Raw genomic sequence first — 24,848 nt, forward strand, 5'->3', positions numbered from 1 at the left:
CCCGAAGCGAAGGCCTGTTTTTTTTAATGATTTGTAAGGAGTGTTTAAAAAATTGTAAAGAGTCTCCGTTTTATCTGTATTGAATTTTAAAAATAGTTAGAATATCATATATACTTATTATCATTTTCACCAAGCTGCTTGTCCCGCTCTTTTACGTGAGCGATACAGACAGGAGATCATTATTGATATTATTTCAAAATAATTTACTAGGAGGTTTTGCATGGCAAAGACGAAAAAGGATTTTACAGGATTTGTGAAGGTTATTCCGAAGGTTCTGCAAACGGTATTAAATATTTCTCTTGTTTTTCTGGCTATTATCTTAGTTTTTTTGCTGATTAAGGAATTAGTTGTGTTCAGCCAAATTTTAATTGAAAGAGGCACAAATGATTACAAGCTGTTCCTGGCTAATATTCTCATCTTTTTCCTCTATTTCGAGTTTATTACGATGATCGTCAAGTATTTTAAAGAGGACTATCATTTCCCGCTGAGATACTTTCTGTATATTGGCATTACGGCGATGATTCGGCTGATTATTGTTGACCATGACCATCCTATTAACACACTCATCTACTCTCTCGTTGTGTTAATTTTAATTATCGGTTATTTCATTATGAATTTAACTCCGCATGACAGGCCAGAGGTTAAGTGGTTTTTTCAAAAGAACCATTCAGATAAGGATTGATTTGGACGGTGTGCACGCACCGTCCTATTTACTTATTTTTGAAACATAAAAAATGACCTGGAAATTGGTATGTTATAATAAGCCCTTACTATATTTAACTTTGTAATTGGCAGGGATATGTATGTTTTCACAGTCGTTTTTACAATTAAATACGATTTTTATTAGTATCTTGATTGAAGCAATTCCGTTCGTGCTCATTGGGGTTTTCATTGCGGGCTTTATCCAGATGTTTATTACCGAGGAAATGCTGGCGAAGGTGATACCGAAAAACCGATATTTAGCTGTTTTGTCAGCTGCGTTCATTGGCGCTTTGTTTCCGGCCTGTGAATGCGGCATCGTGCCGATCGTCCGCAGACTGATTCTTAAGGGAGTTCCTTTACACGCCGGGATAGCATTTATGTTAACGGGACCCGTGATTAATCCGGTTGTTTTGTTCTCAACCTATCTTGCATTTGGCAGCCAATGGGACATGCCTTTCTACCGCAGCGGCTTATCATTCATTGTGGCGGTTCTTGTAGGCCTGATTATTTCAAGGCAATTTAAGGGAAATCAGCTGATCGCTAAAGGAGCGGTGCATAATCATTGCGATGCTTCCGGAAAACAGACGTTTATGAAGAAGTTTGCGGGAATGCTGCGCCATGCAGCAGATGAATTCTTCTCGGTTGGCAAGTATCTAATTATCGGGGCCTTTGTTGCCGCCGCTATGCAAACGTATGTAAAAACGTCCACGCTGCTGGAAATTGGGCAAACAGAAGCGGCTTCTCATCTTGTCATGATGGGCTTAGCCTTTGTTTTATCTCTTTGTTCAGAGGCGGATGCCTTTATCGCTTCCTCCTTCAGAAGTACTTTCTCTACGGGCTCCTTAGTCGCTTTTCTCGTTTTCGGCCCGATGGTTGATATTAAAAATGTATTGATGATGCTTGATGCGTTTAAAAAACGTTTTATTTTGTATTTAGTCGCCTATATTGCCATTTTTGTATTCATCGGTTCATTGTTGATTTAAAGGGGGGACAGAATGTTTCGCATCTATATTTTGCTGCTGTTTACTTATTTCTTTTTCCACCTTCATGCTTCCGGCAACATTGCTAAATATATCAATATGAAGTATGCCTATTTGTCTTACAGTGCTATTTTTATTTTTGCGCTTTTGACGATTGTTCAAGTATATGACTACTTCAAAGGGGGCGGGGAAGCGGCCGGCGAGCTGTGCTGCGATCACGATCACAGTGACGAAAAGGACAAGCCTTTTTATCAGCGGTGGTTCTTTTACGGCGTCTTTGCTTTTCCCCTAGCCGCTGGCTTATTTTTTCCGATTGCTACGCTCGATTCCACTATCGTCAAATCAAAAGGGTTTTCATTTAAGCCGATTGAACAGATTGAAGCGGCTGATCATTATGCCCAAACTCAATATTTAAAGCCCGATACAAGTGTGTATTATGGCAAAGAAGGCTATGATGAGTTGATGGAAAAAGAGCTGTCGAAGTATATCTCTAAAGAGCATATTGCGTTACGTGACGATCAGTTTTTAAAGGGAATGGAAACCATTTATCACTTTCCGGGAGATTTTCTCGGAAAGGTGATTGAGTTTGACGGTTTTGCCTTCCGCGGGGAAAGCCCTGATCAGCGTCAGCTGTTTGTACTCCGGTTTGGTGTCATCCATTGCGTGGCGGATTCAGGGGCTTTCGGGATGCTGGCCGAATTTCCGGAAGAAACGAAGCTGCAGGATGATGACTGGATTCATGTGAAGGGCACATTGTCATCAATGTATTACCAGCCGTTTAAAGCGACCATTCCTGTGCTGCGCGTGAAAGAATGGCATGCGATCGACAAGCCGAAGGAGCCTTACGTTTATAGAGGATATTAACATGCTGAAGGGTGCCTGCTTTTATGTTAGATTAGAAGCATAACACGCGGAAAGGGTGATTGGCATGGGACGGTGTAACATTGATCATTCTCAGGAAGAGGTCATTCACAAGCTGGAAAGCCAAAGAGAGTTTCTCCCGCCTTCTTTATATGAAGACCTTCATGTATTTTTGCAAAGCCGGCACGCACAGCACACGTTAAATGAACTGTTTCATTTATTTAAAAAATACGATCTTGCTTCCCGGGAGGAGCAGGAAGACCGGAATGAAAGGCTGAGACGGTTTGTCCGTTGATGGGAAAATACATAGCAGCCTGAAGCATTGCCGCTTCAGGCTGTTTTTTTATTCCATCAGGCCGGCGACGATTTCATAAGAGCGCAGCCGATCTTCATGGCAGAAAATCTGTGAATTTACAATGATTTCATTTGCTTTGGTCTCGGCCAAGAAGCGTTCCAGCTTTTGTTTCACCGTATCGGGGGTGCCGATAATGGTAGCGCGGGAATCGAGTGTTTGTTCAATCGCAGCCTGCTCAAAGGGGCTCCATACTTGATCAATGTCATCGATCGGCGGCTTCAGCTGTGTCGGTTCTCCTCTTCTTAAGCTTAAAAACTGCTGCTGTTGAGAGGTAGCAAGCCAGCGGGCTCTTTCTTCTGTATCAGCGGCGATAATATTGACACCAACCATGGCATACGGTTCTTCCAGCACATTGGAAGGTGTAAAGTGACCGCGGTAAATGTTTAACGCAGGCAGTGTGTAGTCTGCTGCAAAATGGCTGGCAAAAGCGAACGGCAAGCCTTTCTCAGCAGCAAGGCGGGCACTGAAATCACTAGAGCCGAGAAGCCAGATCGGAATGTTTAAGCCCTCGCCGGGAAAAGCGCGCACGCGAGCGGATGGATTGGCATCAAAATAGGCTTGAAGCTCGTCCAGCTGCAGGTGGAAATCTTCAACGCGGCTGTGAAGGGTGCGGCGCAGAGCAAAGGCTGTAGCCTGGTCACTTCCGGGCGCCCGTCCAATGCCGAGATCAATCCGCCCGGGGTATAACGATTCAAGTGTTCCAAATTGCTCGGCAATGACAAGTGCTGCATGATTAGGCAGCATAATGCCTCCGGAACCTACACGAATATGCTCGGTTGCTCCAGCGATGTGGCCAATCATAACAGATGTTGCTGAACTGGCAATGCCCGGCATATTGTGGTGTTCCGCCAGCCAATAGCGTGAGAAGCCCCACTTTTCTGCATGCTGAGCGAGATCGGTGCTATGTTTAAACGACTGGGCTGCAGTGCTCCCCTCTAAAATGGGGGCCAGATCGAGAACGGATAAAGGAATGCCTTGGAAATGCTTCGGTTGTGGTGCAGTCATGTTTTCTCCTCCTTACAAGCTCTGTGCAATAAGCAATGATACAGCGTTTGCGGCTGATCTTCCAATGAATTGCCTGCAAGATATCACAAAAAAACTGATTGAACGCCTTATTAAGCAGGCGCTAAATCAGTTTTGAAGCGGGCGCTAGGAGCCGGTTAATCCCTGACCATTTTCAGCTTGTCAATTTGCGCTAAATTAGCAATGCCGCACAGGGAAAGAGAAATTTCTATTTCGCGGGCAAAATTCTCAATGACTTGTTCGACGCCTTGCTGACCGTGGGAAGCTAGCCCGTAGAGGAAGGGGCGGCCGATTAACACGGCATCTGCGCCTAAGGCCAGCGCCTTCACAGCGTCAATGCCGCGCCGGATGCCGCTGTCGAATAAAACGGGCACCTTCTTTTGGACAGCTTCAGAAACGGCAGGAAGCGCATCAATCGCAGCGATGACTCCGTCAAGCTGCCGGCCGCCATGGTTAGAAACGATTAAGCCGTCGACACCATGCTCTACTGCCAGGCGCGCATCTTCAGGATGCAAGATTCCTTTTAATAAAATTGGCAGGCGAGTTCTTTCTTTCAGTTTAGCAATGTGTTTCCAATGAAGAGATAAAGTTTGCATGTTTTCAAGAATAGCGGCAACAACGGATGTCTCATCATGCCTGTCCAAGGCTTTCATGAACGCCGGATCACTTTCATAATTGGCCTTTCCAAAGCCTTGTGACAGCGGGGAAAATTGGCTGCGGATATCCGTTTCCCGAAAGCCGGTTCTTACGGTATCCACGGTGAGGACGATCGCTTCATAGCCCGCTTTTTCTGCTCGTTCGGCCATACTGAAGGAAACTTCTTCGTTATTGGACCAGTAAAGCTGGAACCATTTAGAACCAGATGGAGCGGCAGCTGCTACTTCTTCGATGGAATGGCTGGCCACTGTGCTTAATACGAAAGGAACGTGACAAGCAGCCGCTGCTTTAGCAGAGGCAAGCTCTCCTTCAGGATGGGCAAGGATCTGCATGCCAATAGGGGCCAGCAAAAAAGGCCGTTTGTATGTATGGCCAAATAGAGTGACGCTTAAATCAGCATGAGACACATCGCTCAGCATCCTTGGGACGATGGCCCATTTCCCAAATGCTTCTTCGTTTCTTCTGGCTGTTTCCTCTCGGCCCGCACCTGAGCTTGCATAACCGTAGCCTCCTGCCTGCATAAGGCTGGCCGCTTTTTTCTCCCATTCCTCAAAAGAAAGCGGAAAATCTGTTTCCTTGCTGCTTGTTTCAGCTGCTACCAGCTGCTCTTGTCTGCTCATCTTCTATAACCCTCTTTCTCCGCAATTTTGAATTTTCTATCTTTTTATTGTAAAGTTTCTTTTTTTACTTGTATATAGCTTTTGCTGTAAATGAAAAAGCCGGCAGCCGCCGGCCTTCAGTTTGTCGACAAAAGGTGTTCGGAATGGAAATCAACAGCCTCCATCCGCAAGCAAAGTAAAAAAGACTGCGGACAAACTTCCATTTTCATTTATTTAATTTCTTGCGTTCCTCTGGTGTGAACACGCGCGACCGTGTGAAGAAGCGTTTGCCTTCGGGACCTTCGAGAGAGAACATGCCGCCGCGTCCATTAACAACGTCAATAATCAGCTGTGTATGCTTCCAATATTCGTATTGCGCTTCATTGATATAAAAAGGGGCATCGCCGATTTCGCCAAGCAGCACGTCGCTGTCACCCGTTAAGAACTCGCCTTGCGGGTAGCACATAGGGGAGCTTCCATCGCAACAGCCGCCTGATTGATGAAACATAAGAGAGCCGTGTTTTTCTTTTAGCTGGTTCATTAAGGCAAGAGCAGCGGGAGTTGCTGTTACGCGCTCGACCATTTCAATGCGCTCCTTTCTCATTAGCGTAAGTCTTATTGCCGGTGCGCTTTAAAAAAATCCAAGCGCCTCCTCGCTGTCGCTCACAAGCAGGTTTTTTGTTTGCTGGCAGTGAGACAGCATCATCACGTGATTTTCACGCCCGATGCCGGCCATTTCATAGCCGCCGAAAGCGGCATGCGCTGGGTATTGATGATAACAGTTTGTCCATGCGCGCCGCTGTCTGCTCAGCCGGCCTCAGCCCGGCAGAGCAAGGACGGTCCGTTCATTGTTTCTTAAAAATTACGTTCGACCCTTCCAGACCGAAATTCGCATAAATCCTCATGACTCTTTTTTTAGAAGGAAATAAATCAGAATTTTTTGAAATGTGTCCTGCGATTCTATCATCTCTATTTAATAGTTGAAAGTCAAATCATATCCTTATAGGCTCTTCGGTTGCTGCTGATTAAGCTCTTTATCATAGAGATTATTTAAAAGTCATTTCTTTTTTAAAATAATTATAATTTAGTATTGATTTTTCATTGATAGATGTTATCATTAAGTTACCAACTAAAACAAGACGAGGTGACGTTTATATGAATAATCGATTAACAACAAGCTGGGGAGCCCCCGTAGGCGATAATCAAAATTCACAAACAGCTGGACAGCGCGGTCCTACATTAATTCAAGATGTTCACTTGCTGGAGAAGCTGGCGCATTTTAACAGGGAGCGGGTGCCAGAGCGGGTTGTTCATGCAAAAGGGGCAGGCGCCCACGGTTATTTTGAAGTCACAAACAGCGAGATCGCTAAGTATACGAAAGCAAGCTTTTTATCTGAAGCCGGGAAGCGCACACCCTTATTCGTTCGATTCTCAACTGTAGCGGGTGAATTGGGTTCTGCCGATACGGTTCGTGATCCGCGCGGATTTGCGGTGAAGTTTTATACAGATGAGGGCAACTATGATTTGGTCGGAAATAATACACCTGTTTTTTTCATTCGCGATGCGATTAAATTTCCGGATTTTATCCATACGCAAAAGCGTGATCCGCAAACACATTTGAAAAATCCGACAGCTGTGTGGGATTTCTGGTCTTTATCCCCGGAGTCGCTCCATCAAGTGACCATCCTGATGTCTGACCGCGGCATTCCGGCAACCTTCCGCCATATGCACGGGTTCGGAAGCCATACGTTTAAGTGGGTGAATGACCAAGGAGAAGCGGTTTGGGTCAAATATCATTTTAAAACAGACCAAGGCATTAAAAATCTTGATGTGGAACTGGCTGCCAAACTAGCAGGAGAAAATCCTGATTATCATACGGAAGATTTATTTCATGCGATTGAAGCAGGGGACTATCCTGCCTGGACACTTTATGTGCAAATCATGCCGGCTGCAGACGCGGACACATATAAATGGGATCCGTTTGATGTAACAAAGGTATGGTCACAAAAGGATTATCCGCTTATTGAGGTTGGAAAAATGGTGCTGAACCGCAATCCGGAAAATTATTTCGCAGAAGTGGAGCAGGCAACCTTTTCTCCGGGCACATTCGTCCCTGGAATTGAGGCCTCACCTGATAAGATGCTTCAGGGCCGTCTATTTGCTTATGCGGATGCCCACCGTTATCGTGTAGGCGTCAATCATAACGCTCTGCCGATTAACGCGCCGAAATGTCCTGTTCACAATTATCAGCGTGACGGCCAAATGCGGTTTGACGGCAACGGCGGCAAGTCGGTCTATTATGAGCCAAATAGCTTTGGCGGTCCGAAAGAGGTGCCGGAAGCCAACGTGACTCCATTGGCGATAACAGGACAGGCAGGCACACACACTTACAGCCAGGACGATCATTATACACAGGCGGGCGATTTATACCGTTTAATGAGTGAAGAAGAAAGAACCCGTCTCGTAGCAAATATTGTCGGTGCAATGAAGCCGGTGCAAAGTGAAGAAATTAAGCTTCGCCAAATCAGCCATTTTTACAAAGCCGATCCGGAATACGGCACGCGTGTAGCAAAAGGGCTTGGTCTTGCCGTACCCCAGGAAGCATAAAAAGAGAGAGGTGAAAGAGATGAAGAAGCAGCTTAATCCCAATGTTGCTATTGAAAAGGTGAACGATCATTTTTGCGTGATTAGAGAAGACAAAGCCAGCCAAAAAAATGTTGAATTATGTTTTTATTCCTTAGCGGATGCATTGTCATACGCCTCTGAGCGCAACTACGGTTAAAAGGAATGTCTGCTTTAAAGCCTGCGGAGAGACTTAATCTCTCCGCAGGCTTTTTTTATATGAAACTGCACCCGTTACTTTCATTTGTGAAAGGAGATGTTTCATAAATGAAAGATTTTAGGCAGCGATTTGGTGCCGATAAAGAAAAATCGCTTGAAATAGAATGAAGTAGTTGAAAAATTCTTTAAATTTAAAAGATGGTATGAAAGTTGCATTTATTCATATGCATGAAAGAGCAAAGAATTCAGTGAGTGAGGTGAAGGGGATGACCCGTTATGAATATGGCGGCGACGAGTTTATTTTTGTTGAATTATCTGAATCTATGAGTCTGGAAGTTAACTTTCAGGCTATGGCCATTACAAAGCAGCTTAGAGAAGAAAGGCTGCCTGGAATATTGGATATTTGTCCTTCAAATGCTTCCTATATGGTCCGCTTTCAACCGGAAGAAATCCATCCTGACAAGTTAATTTCAAAATTGAAAGAATTGGAGCAATCTGTGTCCGTCGATGACTTCGATATTTCTTCAAGAATTGTCGATGTGCCGATTTTATTCGATGACCCATGGACAAATGAAGCATTGATGCGCTTTAGAGACCGGCATCAGGACCCGTCTTCTACTGATTTAGAATATGCTGCCCGGGTGAATGGCTTTGATTCAAAAGAAGAATTGATTCAAGCGATCACAGATTATCCATATCTCGTATCGATGATTGGATTTGTTCCGGGGCTGCCTTGGTGTTACCAAATGGTGCCGCGCGAGCAGCAGATTGAGGTGCCGAAATATGTCCGTCCGCGTACGTATACGCCTGAAAGAGCATTCGGGTTTGGCGGGGCCTTTGCGGTGATTTATCCGGTGCAGGGGGCGGGGGGATATCAGTTATTTGGTGTGGCAGCCGCTCCCATTTACCAAAAGGAGCAGCGCTTATATGACTTTAAAGAGTCTATGACTTTCCCAAGGCAAGGCGATATTTTCAGATACCGCAGCATTACGATGGAGGAATTTCAAGCGATCGAAAAGCAAGTAGAAGATGGAACTTTCCGCTATTTAACAAGGGAAATCACATTTAAGCCTCGGCAAGTGCTGGAAAACCCGAAAGCATTTTCAGATGAGGTTCTGGGGGGATTGTACGCATGATTAAAGTGATTCAGCCCGGTTTGCAAACCACTGTACAAGATGATGGAAGAATCGGTTATTACGAGGTTGGCATGCCGCCATCCGGCGCCATGGATAAATATTCATTTACCGCGGCCAATGTACTCGTAGGCAACGAGGAGAATGCCGCAGCACTCGAAATTACTTATATGGGTCCTGTGCTGGAGTTTCAGCAGGATGCCGTGATTGCGTTGACGGGCGGCGAGATACCGCCGAAAGTCAATGGAGAGCCTGTACCTATGTGGGAAACGCTGGCCGTCCAGGCTGGCGACCAGCTGTCTTTTGATTTTGTTAAGCAAGGAGCCCGCGTGTATTTGGCGGTAGCAGGCGGGATTGATGTTCCGCTGATCATGGGCTCCCGCTCCACGTATACGCTATGCGGCATTGGAGGTTTGGAAGGGCGTCCGCTTCAAGCCGGCGATGAATTAAAAATCGGATCGGATGTCAAGCAGCGGGTAAAAATCGGCACGCGGATCCAGGAAGACCTGATTCCAGTTTTTTCGAAATCGAATGAGATCCGGGTAGTTGTCGGCTTATGCAGCTACCGGCTGACCGAGGAAAGCAAGGAGCGGTTTTTTTCGCTTGATTGGACAGTGACCGCAGAAGCCAACCGTGTCGGCTATCGTTTTAAAGGCGAACGCTTAAGTTTTGTAGAACGCGAGCAGCCGTTTGGGGCGGGAAGCAACCCTTCCAATGTGGTGGATCTTGGTTATCCGATCGGCTCGATCCAGGTGCCTGACGGCGTAGAGCCCATTGCTTTGCTGAATGATGCTGTAACCGGCGGCGGCTATGCGACAATCTGCACCATTATCAGTGCCGATTTGAATAAAATGGCTCAAGTGAAAACAAATGAGAAAGTCCGCTTCGTTGCTGTCGATATTGAAGCTGCTTTACAGGCCCGAAAAGAATATGCAAACAAATTAGCGCAAATCAAACAGCAATTACAGCTGCTATAGGAGGAATGATCATGTCAGATCAGAAAAATAAAGTGCTTTCACCAATTCCAGGAGTCTTCTACCGCAAACCGGCTCCTGATAAGGAAGTATTCGTTCACGAAGGAGCTGCCGTTAAGGCCGGTGATGTCATTGGCCTGGTAGAGGTGATGAAAAACTTTTATGAGATTAAAGCAGAAAGCGATGGGGTGCTTGAAAGCTTTCTCGTGAACGAAGAAGATATTTTAGATGCAGGGCAAGAGATTGCTGTTATTTCAGCACAATAAAAGAAGCCGAATTTTGTAGCGGAGGAGACCTATGTCATATTTCAACAAAGTATTAATTGCCAATAGAGGCGAAATTGCCAGAAGAATTATTCGGACATGCCGGCGGCTCGGCATTGAAACAGTTGCCGTATACTCTGAAGCTGATGCTCAGGCGCCATTCGTCAGCGAAGCATCAGAAGCGGTTTGTGTCGGTCCGGCCCAAGCAAAAAAGAGCTACTTGGATATTGAAAAGATAATCCAGGCTGCCAAGCAGACGAAGGCCGATGCGATTCATCCAGGCTATGGCTTCCTGTCGGAAAATCCGCAGTTTGCCAAGCGCTGCGAGGCGGAAAATATCGTATTTATCGGCCCTTCAGCGGATGTAATGAGGATTATGGGATCAAAGCTTGAAGCAAGAGGTCATATGCAGAGAGCGGGTGTGCCGGTTGTCCCTGGTTCGGATGGACAAATTCATTCGGTTGAGGAGGCTGCAGCTGTTGCCAATCAATTAGGGTATCCGCTGATGCTGAAGGCGAGCGCAGGCGGAGGCGGCATCGGCATGCAGCTTGTGCAGAACCAGGAGGAGCTTGAAAAAGCCTTCCACTCAACCATACAAAAAGCCGAATCATTTTTTAACGATGGTGCTGTTTTTCTGGAAAAGTGGATTTCTGACCCGCGGCATATTGAGGTGCAAATAGCAGCAGACGATTTCGAGAATGTTGTTCATTTATATGAGAGGGAATGCTCTGTCCAGCGGCGCAATCAAAAGGTAGTTGAAGAAAGCCCTTCCCCGTTTCTGGATGAATCGCTCAGAGAGCAGCTGCTGAAAACGGCTATCCAAGGTGCCAAAGAGATTGGCTATACAAACGTTGGCACAATGGAATTTATTTTCGATAACGATAAAAACTTCTATTTCTTAGAGATGAATACACGGCTGCAGGTAGAGCATCCGGTCACGGAAGAAATTACGGGAATTGATTTAGTAGAGTGGCAGCTAAGAATAGCCGCCGGACAGCAGCTTCCTCTGGGGCAGGAGCAAATCAGCCGGGCGGGACACGCCATTGAATGCCGGCTCTATGCGGAGGACCCGAAGACCTTCTTTCCCTCTCCAGGAACCATTGAACAGTTGAAGCTTCCGGAAGAAGAAGTGCGCTTGGACTTTAGTGTGGCAGAGGGCAGTGTGGTTTCCCCTTTTTATGACCCAATGATCGGCAAAGTGATTGTTCACGGAGCGAGCCGCGTTCAAGCGATTGAAAAGATGAAGCAAGCGCTGGCCGGAATGGAAGTCCATGGCTTACAAACAAACCTTGCCCTGCTTGTTTCCATTATGGAAAATAAACAATTTGAAGAGGGAGATTACACAACACAATTTTTAGAGAAAACAGAAATTTTGTCTTAGGAGGTGAACCGAATGTATAAAGTAGATTTGAACTGCGACATGGGAGAAAGCTTTGGGCTTTACGAGCTGGGAAATGATGAAGACATGATGCAATATATTACTTCAGCCAACATTGCTTGCGGCTTTCACGGCGGTGATCCTCATGTGATGCGAAGGACAATAGAGCTTGCCAAAAACTACAATGTCGGCATTGGAGCCCACCCGGCTTTCCCGGATCTGTTGGGGTTTGGCCGCCGGTACATGACTTGTACGCCAGCTGAGGTGAAAGATTATGTGACATACCAGCTGGGAGCCTTGCGGGAATTTTGCCGGGCGGCTGATGTGAAGATTCAGCACTGCAAGCCCCATGGCGCCCTTTTTATGAAGGCAATGGAGGACAAACAGCTTGCCCGCTCCATTCTTGAAGCAGTGCATGAAGCAGACAAGGACATGATTATTTTTGCCCTTAATCAGTCGGAGGTTTATGAAGAAGCGGTCAAAATGGGAGTTCCGGTCGCCAAAGAAGCTTATTCGGATCGTGAGCATACGGAAAGCGGCTCGATTGTCCTTACTAGAAGGGGTTCGGAAATTGCTGATTATGAGGCTATGGCCAATCGTGTAGTCCGCATGGTAAAAGAAGGACGGGTGGTTACACACGACGGCAAAGATGTTTCCATTCAAGCCGAAACGATCTGTATCCATGGAGATACACCGGGAGCGCCGCAGCTGGCTAAAGCGATTGTTGCTGCTTTAAAAGCCGGCGGCGTGGAAATTGTCCCAGTTAAAAATATCGTTTTCTGAAACTGAAAATTCAAAAAATAGGAGGACGCGCTGTTGAATATTGAATACTCTTATTCTTTTAAAGGTGTTTCAAGGGAACTGCTTTGGAAAACGCTTCAGAATAAGGAGGTGTTGCAGCGGGCGCTGCCAGGGTGCCAATCATTTGAAGAGGCAGGGGAGAACGTATTTAATGCTGAGCTGGGCCTGAATATCGGTCCGATTAAAGGAAGGTTTACAGGTGTTGTCCGCCAAGTGGATATGCAGGAGCCAGAGGCTTACCGCCTGCTTCTTGAAGGAAAGGGCAAGCCGGGTGAAATTGATGCTGATGCGAAAATGAGCTTGGAGGAATCAGACGAGGGAACACTGCTCACTTGCCGCGCAGAGGTAAAGGTAACAGGTATTCTCGCTTCCATGGGACAGCGCGTGATGGGCGGAGTGGCGAAAGTAATATTGGGACAGTTTTTTAAAGATATCCAAAAGGAGACGAAGGAAATAGCCAAGCTTTAAACTTGAAATGATTCAGGGGGTGCGCAAATGGCAATTGAGAATCGGAAAGTAACGGTAACTGTTAACGGGCAGGAACGAAGCGCGGAGGTAGAGCCGCGCAAGTTGCTTGTTCATTATCTTCGTGATGATCTAGGGCTGACGGGAACTCATATCGGCTGTGATACGAGCCAGTGCGGGGCTTGTACGATTATGGTTAATGGCGCTGCGGTGAAATCGTGCACCATGCTCGCTGTACAAGCCGATGAATCAGAGCTGATAACAGTTGAAGGGCTGGGAACGATTGATCACCTGCATCCGATGCAGCAAAGCTTTTGGGAAGAACACGGGCTGCAGTGCGGTTATTGCACGCCTGGTGTCATGATGGCCATGATCGGACTTCTCCAAGAAAATCCAAATCCGAGTGAGGAAGAAATCCGTGAAGGAATGGAAGGCGTTATTTGCCGGTGCACCGGCTATCAATTTATTGTAAGTGCCGTTCAAAAAGCAGCGAAGATCATGGCAGAAGCAGCAGCGAAGGACGGGGAAGCAGTGGCTGCCAGTCAATTAGTAGGGGAGGGGACTCATCGTGGCTAATGTTGTTGGCACTCCTTTAAAGCGAAAAGAAGATCCGCGCTTGTTAACAGGAAATGGCCGCTTTTCCGATGATATTCAATTGCCAGGCATGCTGCATGCCGCTATTTTGCGAAGTTCGCACGCGCACGCCCGCATTAAAAAAATAAATGCAGAGGCGGCACTGAAATCGCCGCAGGTAGTCGCCGTGTATACCGGAAAAGATCTTGAAGGAAAAATAGGTCCTATCCCTTCTTCATGGCTTGTGCCTGATTGTAATTTAAAGGAAGCCCCGCAGTATCCGCTCGCAATTGACCGTGTGCGCTACGTGGGAGATGGGGTGGCGCTAGTCATTGCTGAAGACCGGTATGCTGTTCGCGATGCGTTGGATCTTATTGATGTTGAATATGAAGTGCTGCCGGCTGCGGTCCGTCAGAAAGAAGCGATGCAAGAAGGAGCGCCGCTTGTCCATGATGATATTGAACATAATATTGCACTCCACTGGAAGGCCGGAGAAATAGCAGACGAAGTGCTTGAAAGCGCGGAAGTAGTTGTGCGGGAAAGCTTTTACGTCCAGCGCGTATTCCCAAGTCCGATCGAGACGCGTGCAGCGATAGGGGAATATAATCCGGGGAGCGGTGAATTAACTTTATGGTGTACATCCCAAAACCCTCACATTCATCGGATGGTTTTATCAGGGGTGCTCGGAATCTCCGAGGCTAAGCTTCGCGTCATCGCACCGGATATGGGCGGCGGATTCGGCGGGAAAATCGGCGTTTACCCGGATGAAGCATTGATTGGCTATGCTGCCCGCGATTTAGGAAGGCCGGTGAAATGGATTGAGCAGCGCAGCGAACATTTTACTGCTTCCAACGCAGGCCGGGATGAAGTAATTGATGTGGAGCTGTATGGACAGCGTGACGGCACATTGACAGCTATCCGCGTGAAGAATACAGCAAACCTGGGCGCTTATTTGTCAACGATGGGTCCTGGAGTGGCAACCATTGACTTCGGCCTAATGATTACAGGAGCCTATGACATTCCCCACGCTTCCTGTGAAACGTTCGGTGTGTATACAAATACCACCCCGACAGATGCCTACCGGGGAGCAGGAAAGCCGGAAGCGACGTATCAAATTGAGCGGATCATTGATTTATATGCCCGAGAAATCGGCATGGACCCGGTGGAGCTGCGCAGGAAAAACTTTGCCCCTAAAGAAGCGTTTCCTTATACGAATGCTCAAGGGCTCATTTACGATAGCGGCGACTATGAAAAGCCCCTCCAAAAAGCGCTTGAAATCGTGAATTACGAGCAGCTGCGCCAGGAACAGGAGGAAATGCGCCAGCAAGGAAAGCTGATCGGTGTTGGTATTTCCACATATGTGGAGCTATGCGGATTCGGCCCTTCTAAAGTGGCGGGAGCTATCGGGTTCCAAGGCGGTGTCTGGGAAAATTCGACGGTGCGCGTCCATCCGTCAGGGAAAGTAACGGTGTATTCGGGAACCTCCCCGCATGGTCAAGGGCATGCGACGACATTTGGCCAAATTGTGGCGGACAAGCTGGGAATACCAATGGATGATATTGAATTAGTGTTTAGTGACACGAGAGCGATTTCCATGAGCTGGGGCACGTACGGTTCCCGTTCAACGCCTGTCGGCGGCGCAGCAGTAGCGATAGCGGCTGATCGCGTAGTGGAAAAAGCTAAGAAAATTGCGGCTCACGAATTAGAAGCAGCAGCAGAAGACATTATTTTTGAAAGCGGTGTCTTTCAGGTGAAAGGTGTGCCGGGGCAGCAGCGCACATTCCAAGAGATAGCGAAAGCAGCCAATATGGCTTGGAACTTGCCGGAAGGAATGGAGCCCTCTCTTGAAGCCCAATCGTTCTTCGATCCGGAAAACTTTGTGTATCCGTTTGGCACCCATATCGTGGTTGTAGAGGTGGATAAGGAGACCGGTGAAATTCAGATGAAGCGTTATGTTTGCGTGGATGATGTCGGACGTGTGATCAATCCGCTGACGGCAGAAGGGCAAGTTCATGGCGGCATTGCCCAAGGAGTGGGCCAGGCTCTTTGGGAGGGAGCGGTTTACAGCAGCGAAGGCCAGCTCTTATCCGGTACACTGATGGACTATACCTTGCCTAAAGCTCGCTTTTTTCCGCCTATTGAATCGTCATTTACAGAAACGCCGTCTCCAGTGAATCCGCTTGGTGCCAAGGGAGTAGGGGAAACTGGAACAACCGCTTCCATTCCGGCTGTCATGAACGCAGTCATGGATGCCCTGAAGCCGTATGGAGTGAAAGACATTGACATGCCGCTGACTCCTGAAAAAGTATGGCGGGTCATTCAAGAAGGGGAGGGGAATTGATTGATACCTGTTAAATTTGATTATGTTCATGCTGCAACAGTCGACCAGGCTATTAAGCTAATGCAAGACAGCGACGGAACGGGCAAGGTAATTGCCGGCGGACATAGCCTGCTGCCGCTTATGAAGTTCAGGCTGACGGAGCCGGATGTTTTAATTGATATTAGCCGGATCGATCAATTGAAGGAAGTAAAAGTAGAAGGGGAGCGGCTTATTGTAGGAGCTTTAGTAACCCACCATGACGCCTCCAAGCATCCGCTTATTCAAGCACATGTTCCGCTTCTTGCTGATACAGCCAGTCAGATTGGCGATTTGCAAATCCGTAACCGCGGAACCATAGGCGGTAATCTCGCTCATGCCGATCCGGCTGCTGATTTGCCAGCTGCTGCTTTCGCGCTGGAGGCCGAAATTATGATTCAGGGGGAAGACGGCGAAGAAAGAATGAGCGTGGACAGCTTTATTATCGGGCCGTTAATTACCATGCTTCCTGAAAATAGTCTTGTGACGGGCGTTTCATTCTCTATTCCTCCGTCCCATGCAAAATCTGTGTATCTGAAATATTTTCACCCGGCCTCCGGCTATCCGGTAGTAGGAGTAGCGGCGGTGGCAGGAACAGATAAGGCAGGAGCGATTGATTATATTAAAGTAGCTCTTACCGGTGTCGGAGATGTAGCCTTTCGAGCGGCGTCTGTGGAACAGACCTTATTGGGGCAAAAGCCATCAGAAAAGATGATCCGGGAGGCAGCTAGGCTTGCTGCTGAAGAAGGTGAAATGGGCAGTGACTTATTTGCCTCCGCAGAGTATCGGGAAAACTTGTGCAAGGTATATACGGAGCGGGCACTGCGCTCCATCCTTTTATAATTAGGATCAATAAAAAAAGAGGGGACCGGTTCTTCCATGGACAGGCCCCTGTATTTTCTTTTTTTCTGATGAACAGGGGGGATTAGCATCCGTACTAGCAGGCAATCGATCGAAGAGACTTTTCTTGAAAACGGCTATGTGACTGACCAGCCGGCAGCCGCGGCCTTGCATTTGGTTCAGGCATTGCGAAAGCCTTTGCTGATCGAAGGGCCGGCGGGAGTTGGGAAAACAGAAATGGCCAAGGTGCTGGCTCAATCCTTGAATACCCGGCTGATCCGTCTGCAATGTTATGAAGGCTTGGATGTTGCCAGCGCCCTGTATGAATGGAATTATGCAAAGCAAATGCTCCACATTCGCCTGATGGAGAAGGAAGGAGCCGAACTTGCTGAAAAGGAAGCAGCCATTTTCAGTGAGTCCTTCTTGCTGGCCCGTCCCTTGCTCCAGGCACTGACAGAAGAAGCGCAGCCCCCGGTTTTATTGATAGATGAAGTGGACCGGGCGGATGAAGAATTTGAAGCTTTTCTCTTAGAGCTGCTGGCGGAATTTCAAATGACCATTCCAGAGCTAGGCACTATCCGGGCTAAGCATCGCCCGTATGTTATTTTAACGTCTAACCGTACACGGGAGCTGAGTGATGCCTTAAGAAGAAGGTGCTTATATCAATGGATTGACTATCCGGATTTTCAAAAAGAAGCGGCTATCCTTCAAGCCAGGCTGCCGTCCATTAACGAACTGCTTGCTGATCAAATAGCCGGCATGATGAAGGAACTCCGGCGCATGCCTTTGCATAAAGCGCCGGGAGTAGCTGAAAGTATTGACTGGGCGGAGGCGCTCCTGCTGCTTCATTACAATGAATTAAGCAAAGAAGCAGTTCAAGAGACGCTTGGCTGTTTCATTAAGGACCGGGAAGACTGGAAAGCCGTCAATGAGGCGATAGAAAGCGGCATTCTTATACAATTGTAGCCGGGAAGCTGTTCAACGAAGAGGCAGGTGTTTGAGATGGATCATATTTCTGGACGCGTATCCGCTTTTTGCCGTTACTTGCGGTCACAAGGCTTTGTCATCGGATTAAAAGAAATAGAGGACAGCCTGCGGGCATTAAGTTTCGTTGATATAAGCAAGCGTGAGCAATTTCAGCTGGCGTTGAAGCTAGTCCTTTGTTCGAGCAAGGAAGAACAGGTTTTGTTTGATGAAGCGTTTCAATTATTTTTTGTGAAAACAGACAAAAGCCAACCCTCTGTTCCTTTGCTAGCTTCAGAAAAGCCGGAAGGTGGCGGAGCAAGAGGAACAGCAACGGAAAAAAGTGCGGAAGGAGCTGCCCAAACAGGCTGCGGGAACGAAGGGATGAACGGATCTGAGGAGGCCGACTCTGTAAGCAGACAGGGGGAGGCAGAACAGAAGGCAGCGGATGGAGAGAGGGAGACGGCATTTAATTGGCTCTCTTCAAGAACAGCCAGCCAACGTTCCGGGGAGCGGCACGTATACATTTCACCAAGTGGGCTTTCAAAGATGGAAAAGGCGGCGAGAAAGCTCGTGAGGCAGGTGCAGTTAAAGCAGGCAAGGCGCTTGGCAGCAGGGAAAAAAGGCCGGCAGCTGGACGGCCGCCGAACATGGCGGAATAGCTTGCAAACGGGCGGTTTTCCCATCAAGCCTGTCTGGAAAGGACGCAGCAAAACAAATGCCCGATTTGTTTTGCTATGTGATGGCAGCCGCTCTATGTCATCCTATGCCGATCAATTTTTGCAGTTTGCGTATGCACTGACCGCATGTACCCGTCATGTGGAGGTGTTTCTTTTTTCGACAAAGCTGAAGAGAGTTACCCCGCAACTGAAAAGCGGCAAACGCGAACAGCTGCCAGTGCTGACCGTATTTGAAAATGAGTGGGGCGGGGGAACGCGCATCGGTGAATCGCTATTTTCATTTATTCAGCAATATAGTGCTCGTATGCTGCGGAAAGAAACCGTTGTTTTCATTGTAAGCGATGGACTGGATACAGGGGATATAGCCTGTTTGCCGCGGGCGATGAAAGAGATTAAGCAAAGAACTTCAGCTGTAGTCTGGCTGAATCCGCTGCTGAAGATCAACGGATATCAACCTGAAGCAAGGGGAATGAAAGCTGCGCTTCCGTATATTGATATATTTTCAGAAGCTCAAAGTCCCGAAGAGTTTGAGAGATTAGCTAGAATGATGACGATCCGGAGGTGAAAGCAATGTCAGAAGATCTGTTAGTAATAGAAGCCATTCAGGAAGCCCGGGAAGCTGGACGAAAAGCGGCGCTTGCTACCGTTGTCCGTGTGTATGGATCTGCTTATCGGCGGGAAGGAGCAAAGATGCTCGTGGATGAACAGGAAAACATTACAGGGATGATTTCAGGAGGCTGCTTAGAAGCGGATGTTGCCGAAGTGGCCAAGCAAGTCATCGAGTCTGGTGTTCCAGCATTAAAAACATATGCCATGGATGAAGACGTTGTTTGGGGATTGGGGCTCGGCTGTCCGGGCACAGTAGAAATTTACATTGAGCCGGTTCCGGATCATCAGCCGGCAAACAAGAAAGCGGGGAATGAAGATGCCTCAGCCACTTGCTTTTGATGCTTGGCTTGATTGTATTCAGGAAAAGCGGGAAGGAGTACTGGCGACAGTTTTGCAAACGGGAGAAGCCGGGCCGCCGGGCCGTTTATTTATCCCGAAAGAGGGGCAGGCTGTGGGAACACTTGGTGATTCGGCATTGGATGCTCAAGCTCTTCTTGCGGCCGCAAATAAGTTAAATGAGCCAAATCCCAAGCCGCAGACGAAGGGGCTGCACAATGCCGAGAAAAAGGAAGTATCCGTATTTATGGATGTGTATATTCCGCCGCTGACATTGCTGATCTTCGGTGCCGGACATGATGCTATTCCTGTTGCTAAGTACGGAGTTTCATTGGGCTTTCACACAGTTGTTGTAGATCAGCGCCCGTTTTATAATAGTGAAGAGCGGTTTCCCGGTGCGACAAGGGTCATTGCTGAAACGGCAAAGTTTGCTGAACGGCTTTTCATTGACAGTCGAACGTATATCATCGTGATGAACCATCACCTCGAGAAAGATCAGGAAACACTCAAATTCGTCCTGCCCTCCCAAGCCCCGTACATAGGCGTGCTTGGTCCGCGTTCCCGCCGCATGCGAATGCTTGAAGCGTTGGAAAAGGAAGGAGTTCGATTTGAGAATAGCCAGCTTGAACGGATGTACAGCCCTGTTGGCCTTGACATTGGCGCCAGTGGAGCCGAAGAAATTGCCATTAGTGTTTTAGGAGAAATTATTGCTGTTAAAAATGGACATACAGGCGGATTCTTGCACAATTCCATGCACATCCACCAGCTGGCCCAATCATAATTTATTCTTTCGGAAGAGGCGGAGAACTATGACTGAAAAGGTGTGCGCAATCATTCTGGCAGCCGGGCTGTCATCAAGGATGGGCCAAACAAAACAGCTTTTGCCGATAGGGGAACGTTGCATGCTGGCACATGTTATTGATCGGGTGCTGGAAGAGAGGTTTACTAAAGTGATCGCTGTTATCGGCCATGAGGCAGCTGCTATCCAAGAGCAGATCCATGTGGTAGACAACCGGTTTCAATGGGTGATTCATCCAGACTATCGCCTGGGCCAGAGCTCGTCGCTCGCAGCCGGGATTCAGCAGCTTTCACCGGCAGATTCCAATGTAATGATCTTTCTTGGAGATCTTCCGTTCATCTCAAAACAAACCATTCAGGCCATTTATGAAAGCGGCAGCAGAATGGTTCATGAGCAGCTTGAGCCTTTTATGATTCGGCCGTTATACAAGGATATTCCCGGACATCCGGTATTTTTAGGAAGAATAGAGGAGAGTCTGTTTGCCGGGATGCATGGCGATCAAGGAGCCCGTTCTATTTTTAAGCGCCTGGCCGTTAAGAAGTGTTTGGCCGTGAAAGATGAGGGAGTGGCCGTCGATATTGATACTCCGCAAGATTATAAAGAAGCAAACAAGCAAATAATTAAACTGAATATTTCAAATAAATAATATATTATAATGGGTGAAACCGTGCTTTTGGTAGGGACAGGAGGGGTACCTTGATTATTTGGAAAGATATTCTCAAACCGATTGATGTAATGGTCGACACGGAAAGCACAGTAGAAGCTGTTATTCAGCTGCTTACAGCAAGAAAAGCAGACGCCGCTTTCGTAGAGCGGGAGGGGACCATTATCGGTTACTGTACGATGCAGCATATAATGGAACAGCTTGCGCAATCAGAAGGGCTGCACGAACCAATTTCCTACAAGGATGATATTTTGCGGGTGCCCCAGCTTTCCGCTGTTGAATTCTCCCACAATATTTCCATGATTATAGGCGAAAATTTAGATAGAGAAGTGATTGGCTACATTACTGTCAAGGAAGCCAAAAGTAAAATCAATGAACTCAAACTGACGCATTTGAACCAGCTGCTTCATGGCTCCGGAGTGGGCATCGTTCGAACCAATATCCATTATGAAATCGAGTTTATCAATGAAACAGCGGAAAACATCTTAGGCATACCCAGCTCCTTTTTGCTTTTCCGCAATTACAAAGCGCTATTAACGGTTGATAAAGACCTTGAACGGGTGATGAAGGGAGAAACGCTTGTCAGTTTGAACAGCTCCATTAATTTTAAGCAAATGAGCGGAAATTTTTACCCGCTGCGAATCAACGGAAAAATCACTGGCCTTGTACACATGTTTTTTTTGCGCGAAGTGTTTGAAGAGGCTGTCCAAGAACTTGATTTTGTCCGCAATTTATACTCCGATCTTCAGGCGGTTTACGCCTCTTCACAAGAGCAAATCCTCGTTATTGATGAAAATGGAAAAATCATTCGGGTGGCTGGCCTCTTTTTGAGCAATTTTTGGAAAGTGGATAAGCCGGAAAAAATTATCGGCAAATATATCAGTGAATTTACAGAAAAGAACAGATTTCAGCCGGATGTATTTAACCTCTGCATCAAGCAAAAGAAAAAGGTGACGGCACTTCAGGAAGCGACCGGCGGCAGACGAGTATGGTCTGTGGCTACCCCTGTTTATCATGAGGGGAAGCTTGAAAAAGTAGTCATTTTATCAAGAGACATTTCACATAACCGTGAGGAGCGCGCTCTTTCTAAGAGCGCTGAAGCTGCCGATATAACGGATAAGCTTGCCTCCATTCATATTAGAGGGAAGAAGCTCGTATACCGGTCGCAAAAAATAGAAAATTTGCTGGCTGAACTGCGGCGGGTGGCGCAGTTAAACTCTACCGTTTTGCTGGAAGGCGAATCGGGAGTCGGCAAGGAAATATTTGCCCATAAGATCCATTCGGAGAGTGCTAGAAAAGAACAAGCGTTTATCCGGGTAAACTGCGGAGCGATCCCGGAACAATTAATTGAAAGCGAATTGTTTGGATACGAAAAGGGAGCGTTCACCGGAGCTGACAGAAATGGAAAAGCAGGCCTGTTTGAAATTGCCCACAACGGCACGCTCTTTCTCGATGAAATCGGTGAACTTCCTCTCACCATGCAGGTAAAGCTGCTGAGAGTGCTGCAGGAAAGAGAGATCACAAGGGTCGGCGGCACCCGTACGGTAGCCGTAGACGTCCGGGTGATTACAGCGACAAACAAGAATTTGCAGCAAATGGTTGAAGAAGGCGATTTTAGAGAAGATCTGTATTACCGGTTAAACGTCATTCCTTTTGAAATTCCGCCGCTCAGGGAAAGAAAAGAAGATATTTTTCCGCTGGCCATCTTCTTTCTAGAGCAGTTTAAGCAAATGTATGAAATCAAGAAAAGCTTCACTCCTGAAGCGATTGAAGTGTTAGAAACATACGATTGGCCGGGGAACGTGCGAGAACTCCAAAATATTATTGAAAGATTAATCGTCTTGAGTGAAGAGGAATGGATTCATCGGGAAAATGTCATTAAATCCCTTTACGGAGACAGGCAGAAAAGAGAAAAGCCGCCATTTGTGTTTGACATCATGCCGCTGAAAGAAGCGGTGGAGCAGCTGGAAAATCAATTGATTATTCGCGGCATGCAGAAGTATGGAACAGCTGCTAAATTATCGGAAGTGCTGGGGGTGAGCCCGGCAACGATAAGCAGACGGATGAAAAAGCTGAAAGAATAAAGAGGTGGAGCCGATTGTTTAACCTGCCTGAAACAAATTTTCATTTTTGTGGCGATGAATATATTTATGCAGAAATTTCCCGGGACATGAGAGCGGAAAGCAACTTTAAAGCTCTGGCTGTGACAGAAGAATTAAGGAGAAGAAATATCCCTGGAATTATCGATATTGTTTCCTCGAATGCTTCCTATTTAGTCCGTTATAATCCCGACGTTATCTCTGCCAGAGATCTCGTTGATTATCTAAAAGAAATTGATTTTACGAAAAGTGATCCGGCGGCGCTTGGCTTATCGGTGCGGCTGGTGGAAATCCCGATTTGGTATGATGACCCGATTACAAGAGAGTATTCCCGGCGTTTCAGCAGCCGCCATCAGGAACCGAAGCTTTCCAATTTTGATTATGTGATGAAGTTAAACGGCTTTACTGATAAAGAAGCTTTCATTGACAGGCACTCAAGCGCTCCTTACTTAATTACGATGGTCGGCTTCTTGCCGGGAACGGCCTGGCACTTTCCGTTAGGGGTCAAGCCTGATGAGATTATCCAGGCGCCCAAATACAAGAGTCCGCGGCCGGATACGCCCGAAAGAAGCGTAGCGATCGGCGGGGCTTTCAACGTCATTTATCCCGTAAAAGGAACCGGCAGTTATCAGTTAATTGGCATGTCCGCTGTGCCGGTCGTTGATTTGTCAAACCAGCTCATTGATTTGAAGGAGACTTCTTTCCTGGCGCGCCCGGGAGACATCTGGAAATACAGGCCGGTCAATGAATCAGAATATACGTCTATTGAAGAAGAAGTGCAGAGCGGCCGGTACCGGTACAAAATGAAAGAAATTGATCTTTCGCCAATGGAATATATGGCAAAGGGAAAAGAGTATATGCATGAATTAATGGGGGATTTTTAAATGATTAAAATAAAAAGCCCGGGTTTATGGACAACCGTACAAGATATGGGGCGGGTAGGCAAGTATCATCTGGGTGTTCCCCCTTCAGGAGCGGCTGATAAATATTCATTTATCATTGGAAACCTTCTTGTCGGCAATCCGGCTGAATTTGCGGCCTTGGAAATGACGCTGGTCGGCGGGGAGATGGAATTTGGGAAAAATACAATTATTGCTTTAACAGGCGCCCCGATGAAAGCCTATTTAAATCATCAGCTTATTCCATTTTGGGAAACCATCCAAGTGAAGGAGGGGGATACTCTGACGGTTAAAGAATGCCTGAAAGGAGTAAAAAGCTATCTCTGTGTGTCGGGAGGCATTCAAGTAGACGAAGTGTTTGGCAGCAAGTCTACCTATGAAACGAGCAAGATTGGCGGGTTTCAAGGGAGAAAGCTGGCAGCCGGCGATGAATTGGCAATCAATGAACCGTTGCCGGGAGCACTCAAGCAGGCGGGGAAATCTGTCCCTCTCGAATTCACCCCATCATTTAGTTCTTTCCAAGAGCTGAGAATGACGCTCGGACTATCCGGTTATTTGCTAAGTGACAACGGGTTAAAGGAGTTCTTAAACTCTGAATGGAAAATGTCCCCCGAATCGAACAGGGTCGCCTACCGCTATACTGGGGCGAAAGTGTCCTTAACCCAGCAAAGCCCTCCATTTGGTGCCGGCCACAGCTTTTCCAATGTGGTGGATTTTGCCTATCCAATCGGCTCTATCATGTTCCCGAACGAAGAAGAGCTGATCGTGCTGCATAACGACACGGCAACTGGCGGAGGATTTGTCACTGTCGGCACCGTAATCAGTCAGGATTTGGATCTCATCGCTCAATCCAGGCCGCATTCACACTGCCGCTTTATCGCCGTTACTATTGATCAGGCCGTAGAAGCGCGCAGGGAACGCCGGGAAAAGATCAGTAAAATCGAAGCGATGATGAAAAGGTAGCGACCTGTCTGTAAAAGGACGAATGGGAAAGAGGCAAATACGCCGCTCTTTATTAATAAAACAAAACGCCTGTCTCCAGTGGGGGGCGGGTTTTC

General features: G+C 47.3%; 26 protein-coding genes and 1 pseudogene. 23 read left to right on the forward strand and 4 right to left on the reverse strand.

Annotated features, from left to right (window positions below; genetic code table 11):
• The first annotated feature begins 220 nt into the window (after positions 1–220).
• The 4 genes from psiE (at position 221) to B1A98_RS12080 (ending at position 2,838) form a co-directional block, all read left to right on the forward strand.
• On the forward strand, positions 221–682 hold the full coding sequence (psiE, locus tag B1A98_RS12065) for a phosphate-starvation-inducible protein PsiE (RefSeq protein WP_041095580.1): 462 nt from the start codon (positions 221–223) through the stop codon (positions 680–682).
• Positions 683–803: 121 nt separating this feature from the next.
• Positions 804–1,685 carry a permease gene (locus B1A98_RS12070; protein ID WP_063386090.1) on the forward strand — a complete coding sequence of 294 codons (882 nt, stop codon included), beginning with the start codon at positions 804–806 and terminating at the stop codon, positions 1,683–1,685.
• Positions 1,686–1,697: 12 nt separating this feature from the next.
• Entirely contained in the window at positions 1,698–2,546 is an 849-nt protein-coding gene (locus B1A98_RS12075; protein ID WP_063386091.1) for a TIGR03943 family putative permease subunit, read from the forward strand.
• Positions 2,547–2,610: 64 nt separating this feature from the next.
• Positions 2,611–2,838: a hypothetical protein gene (locus B1A98_RS12080; RefSeq protein WP_063386092.1), complete on the forward strand. Its 228-nt coding sequence runs from the start codon at positions 2,611–2,613 to the stop codon at positions 2,836–2,838.
• 48 nt (positions 2,839–2,886) lie between these two features.
• Here B1A98_RS12080 and B1A98_RS12085 read toward each other — a convergent pair whose 3' ends face one another.
• The 4 genes and pseudogenes from B1A98_RS12085 to B1A98_RS20100 form a co-directional block, all read right to left on the reverse strand.
• Positions 2,887–3,903: an LLM class flavin-dependent oxidoreductase gene (locus B1A98_RS12085; protein ID WP_063386093.1), complete on the reverse strand. Its 1,017-nt coding sequence runs from the start codon at positions 3,901–3,903 to the stop codon at positions 2,887–2,889.
• A gap of 155 nt (positions 3,904–4,058) precedes the next feature.
• Complete coding sequence (locus B1A98_RS12090; protein WP_063386094.1) at positions 4,059–5,198, reverse strand: alpha-hydroxy-acid oxidizing protein; 1,140 nt, start codon at positions 5,196–5,198, stop codon at positions 4,059–4,061.
• A 205-nt stretch (positions 5,199–5,403) separates the two neighbouring features.
• Positions 5,404–5,760 (reverse strand): DUF779 domain-containing protein, encoded by a 357-nt coding sequence (locus tag B1A98_RS12095; protein WP_063386095.1) that lies wholly within the window; start codon positions 5,758–5,760, stop codon positions 5,404–5,406.
• 48 nt (positions 5,761–5,808) lie between these two features.
• Positions 5,809–5,973, reverse strand: a pseudogene (locus B1A98_RS20100) (aldehyde dehydrogenase); the annotation flags it as partial.
• 359 nt (positions 5,974–6,332) lie between these two features.
• Between B1A98_RS20100 and katA the strand changes: the two are divergent.
• From katA to B1A98_RS12180, 19 genes are all read left to right on the forward strand, one after another.
• Entirely contained in the window at positions 6,333–7,784 is a 1,452-nt protein-coding gene (katA, locus tag B1A98_RS12100) for a catalase KatA (RefSeq protein ID WP_063386096.1), read from the forward strand.
• Between the two features lie 19 nt (positions 7,785–7,803).
• Positions 7,804–7,959 (forward strand): hypothetical protein, encoded by a 156-nt coding sequence (locus tag B1A98_RS20485; RefSeq protein WP_158286034.1) that lies wholly within the window; start codon positions 7,804–7,806, stop codon positions 7,957–7,959.
• Between the two features lie 247 nt (positions 7,960–8,206).
• The gene (locus B1A98_RS12105) at positions 8,207–9,094 is read left to right on the forward strand and encodes a 5-oxoprolinase subunit B family protein (protein WP_305954914.1); all 888 of its coding nucleotides are present in this window, start codon (positions 8,207–8,209) and stop codon (positions 9,092–9,094) included.
• Positions 9,091–10,068: a 5-oxoprolinase subunit C family protein gene (locus B1A98_RS12110; RefSeq protein ID WP_063386097.1), complete on the forward strand. Its 978-nt coding sequence runs from the start codon at positions 9,091–9,093 to the stop codon at positions 10,066–10,068. Before B1A98_RS12105 ends, B1A98_RS12110 begins: the two co-directional genes overlap by 4 nt.
• An 11-nt stretch (positions 10,069–10,079) precedes the next feature.
• Positions 10,080–10,331: an acetyl-CoA carboxylase gene (locus B1A98_RS12115; RefSeq protein ID WP_063386098.1), complete on the forward strand. Its 252-nt coding sequence runs from the start codon at positions 10,080–10,082 to the stop codon at positions 10,329–10,331.
• A 31-nt stretch (positions 10,332–10,362) separates the two neighbouring features.
• Positions 10,363–11,709 (forward strand): acetyl-CoA carboxylase biotin carboxylase subunit, encoded by a 1,347-nt coding sequence (locus B1A98_RS12120; RefSeq protein ID WP_063386099.1) that lies wholly within the window; start codon positions 10,363–10,365, stop codon positions 11,707–11,709.
• 12 nt (positions 11,710–11,721) lie between these two features.
• The gene (locus B1A98_RS12125; protein ID WP_063386100.1) at positions 11,722–12,489 is read left to right on the forward strand and encodes a LamB/YcsF family protein; all 768 of its coding nucleotides are present in this window, start codon (positions 11,722–11,724) and stop codon (positions 12,487–12,489) included.
• Positions 12,490–12,522: 33 nt separating this feature from the next.
• Positions 12,523–12,975 carry an SRPBCC family protein gene (locus B1A98_RS12130; protein ID WP_082821846.1) on the forward strand — a complete coding sequence of 151 codons (453 nt, stop codon included), beginning with the start codon at positions 12,523–12,525 and terminating at the stop codon, positions 12,973–12,975.
• A gap of 27 nt (positions 12,976–13,002) precedes the next feature.
• A complete protein-coding gene (locus B1A98_RS12135) occupies positions 13,003–13,548 on the forward strand; it encodes a (2Fe-2S)-binding protein (RefSeq protein WP_063386101.1) in 546 nt (181 codons plus the stop codon).
• Entirely contained in the window at positions 13,541–15,886 is a 2,346-nt protein-coding gene (locus tag B1A98_RS12140) for a xanthine dehydrogenase family protein molybdopterin-binding subunit (protein ID WP_063386102.1), read from the forward strand. Before B1A98_RS12135 ends, B1A98_RS12140 begins: the two co-directional genes overlap by 8 nt.
• Positions 15,887–16,744 (forward strand): FAD binding domain-containing protein, encoded by an 858-nt coding sequence (locus B1A98_RS12145; protein WP_063386103.1) that lies wholly within the window; start codon positions 15,887–15,889, stop codon positions 16,742–16,744. It begins immediately after the preceding gene.
• 138 nt (positions 16,745–16,882) lie between these two features.
• The gene (locus tag B1A98_RS12150) at positions 16,883–17,707 is read left to right on the forward strand and encodes an AAA family ATPase (protein ID WP_240492528.1); all 825 of its coding nucleotides are present in this window, start codon (positions 16,883–16,885) and stop codon (positions 17,705–17,707) included.
• A 36-nt stretch (positions 17,708–17,743) separates the two neighbouring features.
• Entirely contained in the window at positions 17,744–18,949 is a 1,206-nt protein-coding gene (locus B1A98_RS12155; protein ID WP_063386105.1) for a vWA domain-containing protein, read from the forward strand.
• Positions 18,950–18,954: 5 nt separating this feature from the next.
• On the forward strand, positions 18,955–19,332 hold the full coding sequence (locus B1A98_RS20770) for an XdhC family protein (protein WP_240492529.1): 378 nt from the start codon (positions 18,955–18,957) through the stop codon (positions 19,330–19,332).
• Positions 19,310–20,110: an XdhC family protein gene (locus B1A98_RS12160; RefSeq protein ID WP_223662313.1), complete on the forward strand. Its 801-nt coding sequence runs from the start codon at positions 19,310–19,312 to the stop codon at positions 20,108–20,110. The genes B1A98_RS20770 and B1A98_RS12160 overlap by 23 nt, the downstream gene beginning before the upstream one ends.
• 28 nt (positions 20,111–20,138) lie before the next feature.
• The gene (locus tag B1A98_RS12165) at positions 20,139–20,774 is read left to right on the forward strand and encodes a nucleotidyltransferase family protein (protein WP_063386106.1); all 636 of its coding nucleotides are present in this window, start codon (positions 20,139–20,141) and stop codon (positions 20,772–20,774) included.
• Between the two features lie 50 nt (positions 20,775–20,824).
• Positions 20,825–22,876 carry a sigma 54-interacting transcriptional regulator gene (locus B1A98_RS12170; protein WP_063386107.1) on the forward strand — a complete coding sequence of 684 codons (2,052 nt, stop codon included), beginning with the start codon at positions 20,825–20,827 and terminating at the stop codon, positions 22,874–22,876.
• A gap of 14 nt (positions 22,877–22,890) precedes the next feature.
• On the forward strand, positions 22,891–23,775 hold the full coding sequence (locus tag B1A98_RS12175) for a 5-oxoprolinase subunit B family protein (protein WP_063386108.1): 885 nt from the start codon (positions 22,891–22,893) through the stop codon (positions 23,773–23,775).
• On the forward strand, positions 23,776–24,753 hold the full coding sequence (locus B1A98_RS12180; protein ID WP_063386109.1) for a 5-oxoprolinase subunit C family protein: 978 nt from the start codon (positions 23,776–23,778) through the stop codon (positions 24,751–24,753). It begins immediately after the preceding gene.
• The last annotated feature ends 95 nt before the right edge of the window (positions 24,754–24,848 follow it).

This window comes from Pseudobacillus badius (genome assembly GCF_002189605.1).
Taxonomy (GTDB): Bacteria; Bacillota; Bacilli; order Bacillales; family Domibacillaceae; genus Pseudobacillus; species Pseudobacillus badius.